The sequence below is a fragment of the Sorangiineae bacterium MSr12523 genome (assembly GCA_037157775.1).
GTDB lineage: Bacteria > Myxococcota_A > Polyangia > Polyangiales > Polyangiaceae > Pendulispora > Pendulispora brunnea.
On the sequence record CP089982.1, the window covers coordinates 8,626,478 to 8,642,617 of the forward strand.

Below are 16,140 nucleotides of genomic sequence, written 5' to 3' on the forward strand. Positions count from 1 at the left end.
ACATGAATGCATCGACTCAAGTCTCGGGTCAGGCCTCGGGCGCTTCGCCCGAAGCGATTCGGTATCACTACGACGTCGGCAATGACTTCTATCGTCTTTGGCTCGACGCCAACATGGTTTATTCCGGCGCCATGTGGGGCCCCGATGACGATCTGGAGGCCGCCCAGCTCCGAAAGATCGATTACCACATTTGGGAAGCGGGTGCGCCTGGCTCGGCCAACGTGCTCGACATCGGGTGCGGTTGGGGAGCGCTGCTCCGGCGGCTCGTGGGAGAACACGGTGTTGCGCGCGCGGTGGGCCTCACCTTGAGTGATGCGCAGGCCGAATGGGCCCGCGCGCGCAGCGACGGGCGCGTCGACGTGCGCGTCGAGAGCTGGGCGGACCACGTTCCCGCGGCTCCGTACGACGCGATCATTTCCATCGGCGCGTTCGAGCACTTCGCGCGCTTGGAGTCGAGCGAAGAGGAAAAGATCGACAACTACCGTGCTTTTTTCCAGCAATGTCAGCGCTGGCTTCGCCCAAATGGGCGCATGTCGTTGCAGACGTTCGCCTACGGCAATACGCGCTCCCGCCGCGAAGCCACCGCCTCGCCGTCGACGCAATTTCTGGCAAACGAGATCTTCCCGGAGACGGATCCTCCGCGCTTGGCCAACATCGCCGAGGCCACGGAGGGCAGTTTCGAGGTCGTCTCGCTGCGCAATGACCGAAAGGACTACGCACGGACCTGCCGCGTGTGGCTCGACAACCTGCGCACACGGCGCGACGATCTGGTCGCCCTCGTGGGCGAGGAGAAGGTCGCGCGGTACGAACGCTATTTGCAGTACTCGTTTTACGGCTTCGAGACGGGAAATCTGGGGCTCTTTCGAATCACCTTGCGGCGCATCGAGCCGAAGTGGCAACCGAAGCGATGATGCGCGAGCCGATCGCCATCGTGGGGCTTGCCTGCCGTTTTCCCGGCGCGAGCGATGCCGGGGCGTACTGGCAGCTGCTCGACGAGGGGCGGGATGCCATCACCGAGATTCCAGCATCACGCTGGAGCATCGAGGATCTGTACGATCCCGTCCCGGGAAGACTCGGAAAGACGAGCAGCCGCTTCGGCGGCTTTCTCGACGATGTCGATCGCTTCGACGCCACGTTCTTCGGAATCACGCCGCGCGAAGCTCGCGCCATGGATCCGCAGCAGCGGCTCATGTTGGAGATCGCGTGGGAGGCTCTGGAAGACGCGGGCGCGGTGGCCTCTTCCCTGTCGGGAAGTCGCACCGGTGTTTTTCTGGGGGCCACCACGTGGGATTACAACAAAATTGCCAATACCGACGTGCGGTTCATGGATGCGCATGCCTCCACGGGAACCGTGCTCTGTATTCTGGCCAATCGCTTGTCTTATCTTCTCAACTTGCGCGGGCCCAGCATGGCCGTCGACACGGCATGCTCCTCGTCCCTCACGGCGGTGCATCTCGCGTGCTCCAGCCTGCGGAGTGGGGAAAGCCATCTCGCGCTGGCCGGCGGCATCAATTTGATTCTATCGCCGGAGACGTCCATCGTTTTGTCGCAGGCGCGCATGCTCTCCCCGGATGGGCGCTGCAAGGCTTTCGACGAGACGGCCAATGGATACGTTCGCAGCGAGGGGTGCGGTATCCTCGTTCTGAAACGCGAATCGGACGCGCGCCGAGACGGCGACCGCATTCACGCGCTCATCCGCGGGACGGCCATCAATCAAGATGGATTGAGCAATGGCCTTTCGGCGCCCAATGGACTCGCCCAGCAGGACGTGATCCGCACGGCCCTCGAGAATGCCGGCGTGGCCGAAACCGAGATTAGCTACGTCGAAACGCACGGCACGGGCACCCCGCTCGGAGATCCCATCGAGGTGGCCGCCCTCGTGGCGGTGCTCGGCGCGAACCGGCCTTCGGATCGGCCGTGTGGGCTCGGATCCGTGAAGACGAACATCGGACACACCGAGGCGGCGGCGGGAATCGCGGGGCTCATCAAGGTCGTGCTGTCCATGCAACATGGCACGATACCGCGGCATATCCATCTTACGTCGCTCAATCCCAAGGTGCGCGCCCTCATGGCGCAAACGCCTTTTTACATTCCGACGGAGGCGAGACCGTGGGTCTCGGAAACGCCGCGCCGGGCCTCCGTCAGCTCCTTTGGATTTGGCGGGGCGAATGCGCACGTCGTTCTCGAGGAGAGCCCCGGCGAGGCTCCACGCCCCGAATCCGTCGACCGTTCGTCGCTTTTGCCGCTATCGGCCAAAGATCAGCGTGCTCTTCGCGCCCTCGCTGCGCGTTTCGCGGAGTTTTTGCGAACCACAGCAGAATCGCTCGAGGATATTTGCTTTACCGCCGGCGTTCGCCGAACCCACCATGCCCACCGGCTGGCCATCACCGCGGGCTCGAAGGTGGAGGCGGCGGAGGCGCTCGATACCCTCGCCCGAGAGGCGGAAACGCGCCCCGCTTTGCGACGCCCGAAGGTCGTATTCGTCTTTTCCGGCCAGGGGTCGCAATGGGCCGGCATGGGCCGGGCCTTGCTGCAGAGCGAACCCGTTTTTCGAGAGGCCGTCGAACGCTGCGCGGCGGCGATGGAGGCGTACTTCGATGCACCGCTCGCGGAGCTTTTGTCACGCGAACTCTCCGAAGCGGAGTCGCTCGATCCGGCGCGGGTGCAACCGATGCTCTTTGCCATGCAGGTAGGGCTCGCCGCGCTTTGGGCGTCGTGGGGGGTGAAGCCCGATGCCGTCGTGGGGCATAGCATGGGCGAGGTGGCGGCCGCATGCGTCGCAGGATCCCTCTGCCTCGAAGATGCCGCGCGCGTGATCTGCATTCGCAGCCGCCTCGTCGGGCGAACCTCGGGCAAAGGTGGAATGCTCCATGTGGAGCTTTCGCGTGCGGACACGGAAACGCTGCTCGCGCACTACGAGGGGCGCCTCTCGGTGGCTGCGAGCAATGGGCCCACCACGACGCTCGTCTCCGGAGATCGCATGGCGCTGTCCGAGCTTCAGGGGGTGCTGGAACGGCGCGACGTGTTCGCCCGACCCGTGAAAGTGGATTACGCATCGCACAGTGCGCAAATGGATCCCATTCGGTCCGAATTGCTCGCACTCCTCGGGAGCGTGCGTCCGCGTGCCCCGGAGGTGCGTTTCGCGTCGACCACCGTGCTCGGCGACGAGGTTCCCCGGCTCGATGCGGCCTATTGGTGGAAGAATTTGCGGCAGCCGGTTCTCTTCGCCGAACGCGTGGGCACGCTGCGCGAAAGCGGATTTGCGACCTACGTCGAAATAAGCCCGCACCCGGTTTTGACCGCCGCACTCCAGGGGATCGTTCCCAATGGCACGGTCGTCGGCACCCTGCGACGCCAGGAGGAACCGCGGGCGTCCATGCTGCAAACGCTGGGGGCGCTGCACACACGCGGATATCCGGTGTCGTTCGAAGCGCTGTCGCGGCCTGCGGCCCGCCACGCCTCGCTGCCAAGCTATCCATGGCAACGGGAGCGGTATTGGCTGGGCGGCGACGAGCCTCGCCCGGCCGATACCCGCCCCGCGGAGCCAGCTCCCAAGTCGACCGATGCATGCTTGTTCGAGGTGGCCTGGCTCGAAGACGCGGCTCAGGGTGTTCCGCTTCCGCGCGGCACATGGCTCGTTGTCGACGACGGCGACGGCGAACCCTTTTGCCGCGAGGTGCGCTCCCGCGGCGATCGGTGCATTCGCGTCAGCTCGAATCCCAACGAGCCGCTCGACATGGCGCGGTTGCTCCACGAGATCACCTCCCCCGTCGTGGCCGTCGTTTTCTTGTCCGGTTACGACTGTGGAACCGTCCTCCATGGAGTCCAGGCCATGGCAGGCAAGGAATGGGACGAACCGCCGCGCCTTTGGCTCGTCACGCGAGGCATGTCCGACGCGCCAACCGACGCTTTGGCGGGCGCGATCTGGGGCATGGGCCTCACCGTCGCACGCGAGCTGCCCGAATTTCGATGCACGCTTCTCGATTTGGAGCACGGCGCCAGCTCGGAGTGCGCATACGGCGAAATCGTCCGCGGGGCTGGCGAGGAGCGGATTGCCCTTCGCGGTGGCGTGCCACACGTCGCGCGGCTACGTGCTTTTTCCTCGGGCGTGCGCGACACGAAAGCACATGTTCGACCCGACGCGACGTATGTCCTGTCGGGAGGTCTGGGGAGCCTTGGACTTCTCGTGGCCCAGTGGCTCGTCGACCGCGGTGGACGGAATCTCGTTTTGCTCGGGCGCAGCGCGCCCACCGAGGAAGCAGAACGCGTCCTTTCCGATTTGCGATCCCACGGGGTGGACGTTCGCGTGGCCGCGGTCGATGTCGCCGATGCGGACGCCGTCCAAAAGCTGTTTACCCAATGGCCTGCCGCGCTGCCGCCCGTGCGCGGCGTCTTTCATCTCGCGGCCGCGCTGGAAGACGGCACACTGCTCCATTTGAGCGCGAAGCACTTCTCCGGGCCGGCGTTCACGTCGAAAGCCCTTGGCGCCTGGAATCTGCACCGAGCGACGGAAGGCATGAACCTCGACTGGTTCGTCCTGTTCTCGTCCGCGTCGAGCGTCTTCGGCGCACCCGGCATTGCCAATTACGCCGCTGCCAATGCATCCCTCGACGCACTGGCCCGCATGCGCCGGACTCGCGGATTGCCCGCCGTCAGCATCAATTGGGGTCCGTGGGCGGGCCAAGGCTTCGCGGCGGCCAAACATCGCGAAGACCGGCTCGCGGCACAGGGCATCGGCAGCCTCTCCCCGACGGAGGCGCTCTCCTGCCTCGAGGAGATTCTCGCCTCGAATGCGTCGAACGTCATCGCCGCACGTTTCGCGCGCCGGCCGGCCTCCCTTCGCGGCCCGTTGGCACGTTTCGTCGAACACCTCGAGATCGGAACCAGCACGGCGCCCGTCGCCGTGGACATGGCCAGCATCGAGCCCGCGCAGCGCCTCGAGCATCTTCAAAAACTGGTTTGCGCGCGCATCGCCCGCTCGACCGACATTCCGGCCTCCCGCATTCCCATGCACGAAACCTTTTACGGGCTGGGCATGGATTCCCTCCTGCTGCTCGAACTTCGCAATGGTCTCGAGGCCGACCTCGGTCTGTACGTGCCCATGACCATTCTCGCGCGCCATCCGACCCCGGAATCGCTGGCCCAGTATCTTTTATCGAAAATTGCCGCCGCGCCCCTTCGTGCGCCCGACACCTCGGGATCGCGAATCGTTCGCGCCGTGGTCCGGCCGAATGCGAGGCTTCGGCTCTTTTGTTTCCCCGCGGCAGGCGAAAGTGCGTTTGCCTTTCGACATTGGCACAACGCACTACCGGATTGGGTCGACGTCTGCGCCATCGAGCTACCCGGGCGCGAAGCCCGCGCGGGCGAAGCTCCGTGCGCATCCATGACCGAGTTGCTCGACGATGTGATGGCCGGCATCGAAGGCGAGCTGGATCGCCCCTTCGCGCTCTTCGGTACCAGCTTGGGCTCGCTCGTCGCTTACGAAACCGCATTGCGCATTCACCGCGAACACGGCATCTGGCCAAAGAAGTTCTTCGTGGCAGCGTTTCCTCCGCCCGCCGTCGTCCGACAGACGAAATCCGGAATTTCGGAACGAGAATGGCTACGACTGTTGGCGCCGGACGCTCCCGAGCGCGACGATGCCCTCTCCGTACTCGCGGCCGACGTCCGTGTGGGCTTCACCTGGAATCGCACGATCGATCCGCGACTTGGCTGCCCGATCACGGCATTCGAGGGTGCGCACGATCACATCACGGAAGCATCCCTGGAGGGCTGGCAAGAGTATGCCGGCGGCGCGTTCGCCCGGAAGGTGCTGCCCGGAGGGCACATGTTCACGCAAACCCACGAGCGCGAATTTCTATCGAGGCTGCGGGAAGAGGTCGAAAACGATGACATCGAATGATTATTTTGGAATCGACACCCCCGAAGGCATCGAGGGGCGCCGGCTCGCACGATTGGAAGCCGTTTCCGACCCCATCACGGTCAGCCGGCTCACGCGACTGGGTGTAGCGCCAGGGTGGCGCTGCCTCGAAGTCGGCGCCGGAGGTGGCTCGATCGCGCGATGGCTCGCTGACCGTGTCGGCCCCGAAGGGAGCGTGGTCGCCACCGATCTGGACATGCGCTTTCTGGCGCACGCGGACCTCGGCCCCGTCGAAGTCCGCCGGCACGACATTCTCACGGATCCCCTGGAGACGGACGCGTTCGATCTGGTTCACGCGCGCGCTCTTTTGATGAACCTGCCCGACCCCCAACTGGCGCTTCGTCGCCTTGCCGCGGCCGTGAAACCGGGTGGCATCCTGTTCGTCGAGGACGCCGATTGGAGCTCGCTGTCGTCGCTCGATCCCACCATCGAATCGGAGTTCCATCGATTGAGCCATGCAGGCTTTCAGGCGCTCCGCGCGGCGCGCATTTCCGATGGATACTTCGGCCGGCGGCTGCTCGGGCTCGTCGAAAGCATCGGTTTCGAGCACGTGGAGGGGGACGGCATCGTCCGAATGGGACGGGGCGGCGCAGATCCGTGGGGGCAGTTTCAAAGCATGAATTTGCAACTTCCGATCGCCACCAGCCTCGTATCCAAAGGAATCATGACGCAGGCCGATCTCGATTGGCTCCGCGCCACCTATGCCAATCCCGAATTTTCGTTCCTCGGCTTTACGCTCTTCGGCGCCTGGGCGCGCAAGCCGGCATGAACACGCAACGCAGACTCTGTCACACGGAAAAAGGGCTCTGGAAATTCGATCAGGCCGCCCCGGCCAATACGTGTGTGGCCGCCCGCATCCGTGGCGTGCTCGCAGAATCGGCCTTGCGCGAGGGGCTGTCCGCTCTTCGTGCGCGCCACCCCTACCTTCGTGCGGCGTTTGGCTTGGACGGCTCCGGAGAGCCCGTATTTCAATTCGAGCGCAGCGCGGATATCCCACTACGGGTACTCGATACTACGCCCGATGGCTGGCTTTCCGAGTTCGAAGACGAGCTCAATGATCGATTCCCGGCGCTAAATGCCCCCTTCGCACGCAGTGTATGGCTGCGCCATGCTCCCGACGACCACACCGTGATGCTGACGGTGCATCACGCCGCGAGCGACGGATTCAGCCTCGGTCTTGCCATGCGCGATCTCGTGCGCGCCACCGCGCGCGCAGCCTCGGGTTCCCCGGCCCGCCTCGAGCCCCTTCGCGATACCCGCTCCGTCGAGGAGCGTTTACCCCATCGGCTGTGGAGCCGGCGAGGTATTCGCCTCTTGGGTCGTTTCGTCGCCGAAGAAGCGCGGCTTTCTGCGAAGTACGGGGCGCCGTTCAAAGTACCACGTGATCGCCCCGCGCGCGTCGAAGGCCGTCGATTCCGCTGCATCCCCCGCATCTTCGACGAAAGCACGACACGACGTCTTCTCGCCCGCGCCAAAGCCGAGAACACCACGGTTCATGGCGCGCTCGCGGCCGCGATGATTCTCGGCGCATTCCGCGAGGCCAGCATCGCGCGTCCCACGCGCGTTGCACTCGGGAGCCCCATCAACCTGCGCGAGGCCCTCGTTCCACCGGTGAAAGAGAGCCTTGGGTATTACGTCTCCATGGTTCCCTACCGCGCGGCGGTCGACCCTCACGCATCCTTTTGGCAACTCGCGCGATCCATTCGAGAGCAGATGTCGCTCGGCATCGCCCGCGGTGATGCGCCGCTGATGCTGGATCTCTTCGAAGGGGTGTTTCGCCTGCTCCGCGGACACTCGGCAAGCCCGTCCGAAATTGCGGCACGCTGGGATCGAACGGTGGTCAATTCGATGATCCTGAGCAATCTCGGGCGTCAGGACTTCGGTTTGGAAAATGGCCCGCTCTCCGTCGAGGCCGTGTACTTCTGCGCCGCCATGTCGGTTCTCGGCGACTTCGGCTCGGTCGCCAATACGTTTCGCGACAGGCTCATTTGGACATTCATTTGGGCCGAGCCTCTCATTGGGTCCACCCGGGCCCATCGCTTGATGGACTTCACCGCCGAACGCCTGCTGCAGGCGCTCGACGAAGCCTCCTAACGGACGAAACATGCGCGTTGGTCTCATTCCTCAAAGCTTTCTCGAACGGATATCCCTCTCTTCGAACGTCGGGCCCACGCCGATTTTGCTTGCGGTGTGGGGCCTCGGGGCCTGCCGCACCATGATGGCCGGAGTTCGGCTGGGCATTTTCGATGCACTTTCTCGCGACAAGGGCGGGGACCGGTCGGCGGAAGAACTCGCGCGCCAGCTCGGGTACGATCCCGCCGGGACCGAAACGTTGCTCGATGCACTGGTAGGCTTCGGGCATCTGTCCCGCCGCGACGGCCGCTACCAAAACGGCAAGGTCGCGGAAAAATGGTTCACCGCAAACTCGAAATCGAGTTTGCACAACATGGTTCTTTTTCTTTACCACGTCTGGGATTTCATGAATTCCCTCGAGGAAGCCGTCCGTGGCGGGAAATCCCACGTTCGGGACTTGCACGATCCGGAGCGGCCCCCCGAATTTTGGGAGCATTATCTGCGCGGCCTCGCCGAGTTCGCCCGGCTTCAGGGCTGGGAGATGGTGCGGCGCGTTCCTTTGCCGAAGAACGCGAAAAGCTTGCTCGACGTCGGCGGCGGCCACGGAATGTTCAGCGTCGCCTTCTGCCGCTACCACGAGGGCCTCGCGGCCGACGTACTCGACTTCCCACCGGCGGCTGCAGTCGGCCGGAGCGTGGTCGCCGAGGAACGAATGGACCACCGCGTTCGATTCATCGAGGGCGATCTGCGGCATACGGATTTCGGGCAAGATCGTGATGCGATTCTATTGTTCATTCTGGTTCATCACTTTTCACCCGAGGAGGTGCAGCGCATTCTGGCGCGCGCCTTCGCCGCGCTCCGCCCCGGAGGCACCATTGCCATCTTCGAGCCCGAGCACCGCGGCGGAAGCGACGACGTGACGCAATCGGGCGGAATGATGGAGCTGATGTTCTTCCTCACCAGCCGCGCGCGCGCCTACCGCGAGGAGACACTGCGCGGATGGCTCGAAAAGGCGAAATTCGACCGAATTCGCACCACCCGGCTGCTCACCGCCCCGATGACCGTGCTGCTCACCGCGCGCCGCCCCGAGCACGCATGATGCGATCAGCCGCGCTTGCGATACTCCCCCGGGGTATGCCCCGTCCACCGCCGAAAAGCGCGGACGAATGGCCCTACCTCGGCGTACCCGAGGCGCGCGGCCACATCGCTGATGCGCAATCGAGGCTCCTGCAGGTAGAAGAGCGAGAGCTCGCGCCGCGCGTCGTCGACCAATTTGTTGAAAACGGTTCCCGCGTCGTCGAGCCGTCGCTGGAGCGTGCGCACGCTCATGTGATGAGCCTCCGCCGCATCCTCGATCGACGGCGGCGCTCTTCTCTTCAACGCTTCGACGATGTAATTCCGAACCGACGCCACACAATCACCGTCGCTTCGTTGTCCATCGGTTTCGGACAAAGGCATGGCCTGCAAATGGCGTTGCGCCAGTCCGTCCAAAAGCTCCAAGAGGTCGGCGTCCGCCGTCACGATGGGCATATCGGCCATCTCGGCCGGAAAGACGAGCGTGTTGATCCCTCGGTCGAACTCCACGCGATCGGTGCCGAAAAATTCCTTCACCTCGAGGGTGCCGGTCGACCGCGCGTGCGCGAACCTCGCAAGCTTCGGGGCGACGGGTATCGACGTGACGTCGCGGATCATTTTCATCATGACGGCCATGGTGAACTCGTGGCCGTGAACACCGGTGCCGCGAGGATCGCCCAAGATGCGATGCGAGATGACCAGTTCGTCGTCTTTGATTTCCGCATCGAAGAAGGCGAGGTTGTTGATCAATCGTTGGTACCTCGCCAGCCGCTGGATGGCCTCGCCCACCGTGGGAGCGCTGCGAGCGGCAAATTCCAATACGCCGTAGCCTCCTCGTTTTTGCTTCGTGCCCAAGTGAAGTCCGAGGTGCGGATCGTCCATCACGTTTTGGGCGGCATCGGCCACGTCCCGCGTCAGGTCGAGCGGGGCCGAAAACAGCTCGCCAATGGGCAAACTGGTCGGAAGACGAAAGGCCCGTTCCAACGCGTCCGACTTCCCTCCCGCCTCGCGCACGTGCGCGAGCACCCTGGGAATGAAGAACGAGACCATCGCCGGTCCGCGGGCACGAGGACGCTTTCTCGACACCATTTTAGCAGCAAGTTCATATGACGCGGCGACGGCCGCGCAATCCGGATTTCGCAAGCCATCGCTATTCGAGCCATTTGGGTGTCATTGCAACACCACGAAGCCTCACAACATTACAACCAGCCGAAAACCATGCACGATTCCCGCTCCTTCGACTTGTCCACCATCGATCTGGATGGCTTCCTTGGCGAGCTCACCGAATTACGCCGTGAAATCGATGCTTCGATTGGCGAGGAGGATCTGCGCCACCTCCGAAAGGTGGAACGGTGGGGGCGCGCGTGCACGGCACTCGGCCTGCTCACCGCGGGAATCGCGCCGAATCCGCTGAGCCCTGCGCTGCTCGGCCTGGGCCGCGCGGCGCGTTGGTTGCTCATGCACCATGTGGCTCACCGCGGATACGACAAGGTGCCGGGGGTGCCCGCGCGCTTCACGAGCAAGGTCTTCGCACGGGGCCGGCGCCGATTCCTCGATTGGGCGGATTGGATGACGCCCGAGGCTTGGGTGTACACGCACAACGTTCGCCACCATTCCTTCACCGGCGAGGCGCGCGATCCGGACATGGTCGACGTGGGCGTCGCCATGCTGCGGCCTTTGCCCAGACCGCTGCGTTACGCGCTATTGGGCATCATGGCCACCAACTGGCGGCCCACGAGCTACACGCCGCAAAGCGTTCGCACTTGGCTAAGTCGGCGCGAATCACGCGAATCCCATGCGGAAAAGCCGGTCTTCCCGCCGGTGAATCCCAAAGGACACTTTCGCGAACTTTGGCTTCGATGCTACCTGCCTTGCGCCACGTTCCAGTTTGGGCTGCTTCCCCTCGCCTATCTGCCGCTGGGCCCCTGGGCCGTATTCAGTGCATTCTGCAATTCACTGATGGCGGAGGTGTTCTACAACCTCCACACGTTCGTCGTGGTGGCGCCCAATCACGCAGGTGACGATCTCTACTGCTTCGACGATCGGCCGGCATCCCGTGCGGAACACGCCGTGCGACAGATCGTCTCCTCGACGAATTACGCGACACGCGGCGATTTGCACGCGTTCTTTCATCTCTGGCTCAATTATCAAATCGAGCACCATCTCTGGCCGGACATCCCCATGCGGCAGTACGGGCTCGTCCAGCCCAAGGTTCGCGCGCTCTGCGCAAAATACGGAATTCCGTATGCGCAGCAGAGCGTCTTTTCGCGCCTTCGGAAGATGATCGCGGTCATCGTGGGCAACGCAGAGATGCCGCGCGGCGTGATTCGCAAGCACGCGACGGGGTAGTTTCGATAACATCGCCACGTCGAGGGAGAACGCGCTTTTCGATGTATGGCTCCGCCCGCTGCCACTTCGTTGCGGTGGGTGCGGATTAATTTGCGACAGTCGAACGCGCGCTGCGTCCTAATGCCGGACATGGGCGGTAACACGCCCTGTGCGGAGGTATTCCCATCGTGCGATCGAAGAAGTCTCTTTCCCATTTGGGGCTTGCGTGCTCGGCGCTTGGCGCCGCGGTCGTTGGGTTCGTCGGGTGCTCGGGAAGTAGCGAGCCGCCTTCGGCCTTGGAGGACGGAAAAACGACCGAGGGCCCGCGCCATGCGTCGGTGTTGCAACTAACGTACGACGAAAGTGCGAAACGCCTCGGGGCGCGATTGAACCGCCCGCTCGGGGAGCATGAGCAGCTTTACATGCGCGTCCGGCGAGGCACGCTTTCCGGCCCCCCAACGTGCTCCGAGCTCGCGGCCAGCGGCCCCGCCCTGCGCGGGATGCAGGAAGGAAGCTCCGTCCTTCGTTTCGATGGACCGCAGGTCGAGGACGAGTTGCTCGAGTTGCCACGCCGGTTCGATTCCGAAGTATGGGTCACTGGACCTTTCACCGAGTCGATGCGCGAGGAGCTCCGCAAGGGCACCGACGCCATCGTCGAAGCGTGCCTCGTCAAGGATGGCGAGGTCCGCAACGAGCAGTACACGACCTTGGGCAACGTGATCGACCGCTCGCGCGAAGAGGACGCGGCCCCAACCGGCAATCCCGCCGCGCGCGCCATCACGACGAGCCGGCGCGCCGTCGAAAGCATGGAAGAGTACGCAAAGCTTTGCGTGAAGGACCTCGGGGAGATTCCCTTCTTCCCCAAAAAGGGTGAGGACTGGAAGTACGAGACCTTCGATTGCCGTGACTTCCAGGCCTCCGATAGGACTGGCCCTCGATCCATCGACGGGGTGCAGGGCGCGCCCATTCCCCTCACGGTGGAGGACACGCCGAAACCCGACTGCGACTTCCCCAAACCAGTCCCGGATCGCGACAACCAAAGCCGCAACTACTATTGCGTCAACCGCTGCGACAAACCGCAATATCTGAATCAGGGGTGCGAGCCCGGACCGACGGTCACCACGGCCAAGAACGACAAAGGTACGCACTGGGTACTCCTTTGCCGCGCGGCCAACGCCCCCACGCTCGACGGAATGTCACGGACCAAGACGTTCCGCGACATCGCCATGATTGGCCACAACCCGAAAACGGGCAAAACGTGCTTCTTCCAGAACAAAATCGGCCCCGCCAACGACGGAGAGCACATCCCCCACCCGGCCGACAGCGACAAATCGAAGTACACGTGGGACGCCCCAAAGGGCTACTGCACCAAGAATTGCCATGCGGCCGATGCCTTCGTGCACAGTCCCTGGATCGACGGCGCGCTGCGGCGCAACGGAAGAACGATCGTCCCCAAGATGGGCGAACACCCGGACTTTCCCATTAGCTGGCTCGATGCGCCTTATTCCGTCGTCAACATGGATGCGCAGGGCTGGAAGATTGGACAACAGCTGGTCAGCGAAGAGGCCGCATCCTGCACGAGCTGCCACCGCATCGCAGGGAAAGGCAGCAGCCATGGAATGATGGGCGAGTTCACTTCCTGGGGAACGATGAGCGATCCGAACGACCCCTACTTCGCGCACGTGACGGATTCGTACAAAACGGACTTCCTCAAGTCGCACTGGATGCCGTCGAACGTCGATGGCTTCAACGCGCAGACGTGGGCGAACTCGAAATGGAAGAAGGCCGCCGACCACGTCATACGCTGCGCCACCTCCAGCAGCCCCGAATGTGTCTTTGCCGACGTTCCCCGCGGCCGCCCCTGACCCAGGACGAAATACCATGATGCATACCTACAATCCGTCGGCCCTACGCTGGATCGCCTGGCCCATTCTATCTTTGTCCGTGGGCTGCTCCGCGGGCTCCTCCCCGAACGGTGACGAAGCCGAGTCACGCGGTGTCGTGACCTCCGCCCTCCGCGCGCCATCGACCATGGGCGACGAGGAGCTCGCGCGGACGTCGCTCCGCATTCTGGGCGCCAAAGTGGCCGATGCCAGCAATCAGTGCAACCGCTGCCACGACGTGAACAATGCCAAAATGCGGCGCTGGGCGAAGGATTACGAATCGACCATGGCCGTGCTGCGGGATACTCGAATCCCCGTCGCCACTCGCTTGAATCGCCTCCGCGCCGACCGGCTCAATCCGGCGGCCGATTTCTCACCGGCGCACATCGGTCTTCTTGCCGGAGGGGCGCATCTTGGCACGAGTCCGCACGTCAACCCCACGCGTCATCCGCGGACCCTCGAGCAGGGCAAGCTTCTCGCAGCCCTCTTCCAAGGTAAGGACGACGAATATGCCAAGTTCCGCAGCGCCGTTCTCATGCCCGTCAAACCGCAATTCGACCGTCTGACACCGAGCGAATACGAAACCGTCCTGACGTGGGTGGGAAAAAAGCTGCCTAAATTGGACGAGCTTCTCCCCGATACCGGGCGGCCGACGAGCTGCACCGACGATTTCGAAAAGCTGGCCACCCACGCGCGCAAGATGCGCACGGCCGGCTGGGCCGCCGTCAACCGCGACAATCGCGTGCCCATGTTCGCCTGCAGCACCCGCAACCCGCTCGAGTGCTTCTCGCAAAAGCTCGCCGGAAAAGACGTTTTCCCGAATGCCAAGGACACGACCTTTGCGAAGACTTGGGCCGCCCCCGGTAGCACGGTGCGCGTCCTGCGGGAATTGAGTTACAAGGGATTCTACTGGACCCGCAGCTCGGCGGACGGACGCTTCGTGGGAAGTGGCGTATCGGATGGCGGAGAAGACAGCGCGGTCGTCAGCGATCTGGAGGCGGCGCTCCATGGCAGCACGCGCGACATTTGGGTGAATGCGAATTACGACCCGAGCTTCTACCCCGACAATGAAGGATTTCTCTTCCAAGGGAATGGCGCCGGGGCCGCCTATTGCAAACAAAGCCTGCTCACTCGCCCGACCACCACGCACATCTCGTTCGACGAGCCGGAGTGCTCCAAGATGGGCTCGCACGGGCTCTACCAGAGCGTGGGGCAGACGCTCGGCGACGATGCTCTTGGCGATCGCTTCGTCGTGTTCAGCAAGTGGGTCGGTGACGATGGCGGTCGCAATCTGCAGGAGACGGATCCGCCGCCCGATCAGGGTCCCGATGCAGGGGTGACCATCCACGTTCTCACCGCGAGAAGCTCGTCGGACGGTTACGAGCTGCGTCAAACGGAGACGCTTCCGACGCCGTTCGAGGGGGACACGATGATGTCGCCGACCACGACCTTGATCGCCAATCGTGTGGCCGGTGCGAATGGTACGCAACAGGGTTACATGATCCGCCGGGTCACCCCCACCATCACGGACACGGGCTACCAATTCGCACTGGCCGAGGCAGGGCGCATTTGCATGAAGGGACACAAGGCGAACTTCTCGTACGACGAGCGATTCCTGGTGACGTATCACTACCTCACGCGAGAGGACTTCGCTTCCGACGCGGAATATGCGCCGTACGAGAACCAGGGAGCGAGCGACATCTACGTGGCCGACATGCTCACGGGCAAAAAGCTGCGGGTCACGCGCATGGCGCCAGGGCAGTTTGCCCTTTTTCCGCACTTCCGCTCCGACGGTTGGCTTTATTTCACCGTGCGCGATGCCCTTAATGAGAAGGAATACATCGCAGCAACCGATGCCGCGCTCCGGCAGCCCGAGAGTCCATGATGGCGGAACCCAGGGTGTGATCTGCGTTTACCCAGCAAACCGCATTTCACACGCTTCGGGAGACGCGGAGGCGCGGAGGCGCCGCCGAATCGTCCGGTGAGTCGATTGGAACATGGCGCGCCGGCGTGATGCCCATCATCGAATGATGAATTGATGTGTTGATCGTCTTCGCTCATTCGAGTCAATATCGACACGAATGACGAAGACGACTCGCGCATGACTGGAAAGTTCGATACCAGTTCGGGCACGCAATGGCTGGCAATCCCGGAGAACGTGAATCCTCGCGTATTGTCCACGCGGGAAGGGTACGATCTCTGGTCCGAAATCTACGATAACGAAGAAAATCCGCTCATCTTACTCGAAGAGCCGCAAGTTCAATTGCAGCTAGGAAATGTGCAAGGCCTTTCCGTCGCCGACATTGGCTGTGGAACGGGGCGCCATGCGGTCCGACTGGCCCGCGAAGGCGCGCACGTCACCGCGCTGGATTTCTCCGCTGGCATGATGAGCCGCGCCAAGCAAAAAGCGGCCGACTGTTCGATCGACTTCGTCATGCACGATCTGCGGATGCCGCTGCCCATCGCCGATCGGAGCATGGACCGCGTCATCAGTTGCCTGGTGATCGATCATTTTCAGACGGCGCAGTTGCCCACCCTTTTTCGCGAGTTGGGCCGGATATGCAAACAGGATGGCTTCATCCTCATTTCCGTCATGCATCCCGCGATGTTGCTGCGCGGTGTGCAAGCGCGCTTCGTGGATCCGAAAACGGGGATCGAAACACGCCCCAAGGCCAGTACGAACCTGCTGAGCGATTACGTACTCGCAGCTCAAATCGCCAATTTGCCTTTTCTCATTTTGTCGGAGCACACGATGGATGTAGCCATCGCCGCAAAGGCGAAACGCGCTCGAAAGTACATTGGCTGGCCCGTGCTGCTCATGATGAAACTCGCACCACCGCCGCTCGTTTAGAACCGCTAATC

General features: G+C 63.2%; 10 protein-coding genes. 9 read left to right on the top strand and 1 reads right to left on the bottom strand.

The features are described 5' to 3' along the window. Positions 1–2: 2 nt before the first annotated feature. The 5 genes from LZC95_33850 to LZC95_33870 are packed head-to-tail and all read left to right on the top strand — an operon-like array spanning position 3 to position 9,092. Positions 3–911: a cyclopropane-fatty-acyl-phospholipid synthase family protein gene (locus tag LZC95_33850; GenBank protein WXA91429.1), complete on the top strand. Its 909-nt coding sequence runs from the start codon at positions 3–5 to the stop codon at positions 909–911. Next, entirely contained in the window at positions 893–5,902 is a 5,010-nt protein-coding gene (locus LZC95_33855) for an SDR family oxidoreductase (GenBank protein WXA91430.1), read from the top strand. The genes LZC95_33850 and LZC95_33855 overlap by 19 nt, the downstream gene beginning before the upstream one ends. Further along, positions 5,889–6,689 (top strand): methyltransferase domain-containing protein, encoded by an 801-nt coding sequence (locus tag LZC95_33860; GenBank protein ID WXA91431.1) that lies wholly within the window; start codon positions 5,889–5,891, stop codon positions 6,687–6,689. Before LZC95_33855 ends, LZC95_33860 begins: the two co-directional genes overlap by 14 nt. Continuing rightward, positions 6,686–8,014, top strand: coding sequence for a condensation domain-containing protein (locus LZC95_33865; GenBank protein ID WXA91432.1), 1,329 nt, complete (start codon positions 6,686–6,688; stop codon positions 8,012–8,014). Before LZC95_33860 ends, LZC95_33865 begins: the two co-directional genes overlap by 4 nt. Positions 8,015–8,024: 10 nt before the next feature. Then, the gene (locus tag LZC95_33870) at positions 8,025–9,092 is read left to right on the top strand and encodes a methyltransferase domain-containing protein (GenBank protein ID WXA91433.1); all 1,068 of its coding nucleotides are present in this window, start codon (positions 8,025–8,027) and stop codon (positions 9,090–9,092) included. A gap of 5 nt (positions 9,093–9,097) precedes the next feature. Here LZC95_33870 and LZC95_33875 read toward each other — a convergent pair whose 3' ends face one another. Then, positions 9,098–10,156, bottom strand: coding sequence for an AraC family transcriptional regulator (locus tag LZC95_33875; GenBank protein ID WXA91434.1), 1,059 nt, complete (start codon positions 10,154–10,156; stop codon positions 9,098–9,100). Between the two features lie 129 nt (positions 10,157–10,285). Between LZC95_33875 and LZC95_33880 the strand changes: the two genes are divergently transcribed. The 4 genes from LZC95_33880 (at position 10,286) to LZC95_33895 (ending at position 16,129) form a co-directional block, all read left to right on the top strand. Further along, complete coding sequence (locus tag LZC95_33880; protein ID WXA91435.1) at positions 10,286–11,416, top strand: fatty acid desaturase; 1,131 nt, start codon at positions 10,286–10,288, stop codon at positions 11,414–11,416. A gap of 167 nt (positions 11,417–11,583) precedes the next feature. Continuing rightward, positions 11,584–13,260 (top strand): hypothetical protein, encoded by a 1,677-nt coding sequence (locus tag LZC95_33885; GenBank protein ID WXA91436.1) that lies wholly within the window; start codon positions 11,584–11,586, stop codon positions 13,258–13,260. 16 nt (positions 13,261–13,276) lie between these two features. Continuing rightward, complete coding sequence (locus LZC95_33890) at positions 13,277–15,163, top strand: hypothetical protein (GenBank protein WXA91437.1); 1,887 nt, start codon at positions 13,277–13,279, stop codon at positions 15,161–15,163. A 216-nt stretch (positions 15,164–15,379) separates the two neighbouring features. Next, positions 15,380–16,129 carry a methyltransferase domain-containing protein gene (locus LZC95_33895; GenBank protein WXA91438.1) on the top strand — a complete coding sequence of 250 codons (750 nt, stop codon included), beginning with the start codon at positions 15,380–15,382 and terminating at the stop codon, positions 16,127–16,129. Positions 16,130–16,140: the final 11 nt, after the last annotated feature.

Coding starts and splice junctions, on each gene's coding strand:
- LZC95_33850 (WXA91429.1), top strand. CDS start 3: ATGAATGCATCGACTCAAGTCTCGGGTCAGGCCTCGGGCGCTTCGCCC.
- LZC95_33860 (WXA91431.1), top strand. CDS start 5,889: ATGACATCGAATGATTATTTTGGAATCGACACCCCCGAAGGCATCGAG.
- LZC95_33865 (WXA91432.1), top strand. CDS start 6,686: ATGAACACGCAACGCAGACTCTGTCACACGGAAAAAGGGCTCTGGAAA.
- LZC95_33870 (WXA91433.1), top strand. CDS start 8,025: ATGCGCGTTGGTCTCATTCCTCAAAGCTTTCTCGAACGGATATCCCTC.
- LZC95_33875 (WXA91434.1), bottom strand. CDS start 10,156: ATGGTGTCGAGAAAGCGTCCTCGTGCCCGCGGACCGGCGATGGTCTCG.
- LZC95_33880 (WXA91435.1), top strand. CDS start 10,286: ATGCACGATTCCCGCTCCTTCGACTTGTCCACCATCGATCTGGATGGC.
- LZC95_33890 (WXA91437.1), top strand. CDS start 13,277: ATGATGCATACCTACAATCCGTCGGCCCTACGCTGGATCGCCTGGCCC.
- LZC95_33895 (WXA91438.1), top strand. CDS start 15,380: ATGACTGGAAAGTTCGATACCAGTTCGGGCACGCAATGGCTGGCAATC.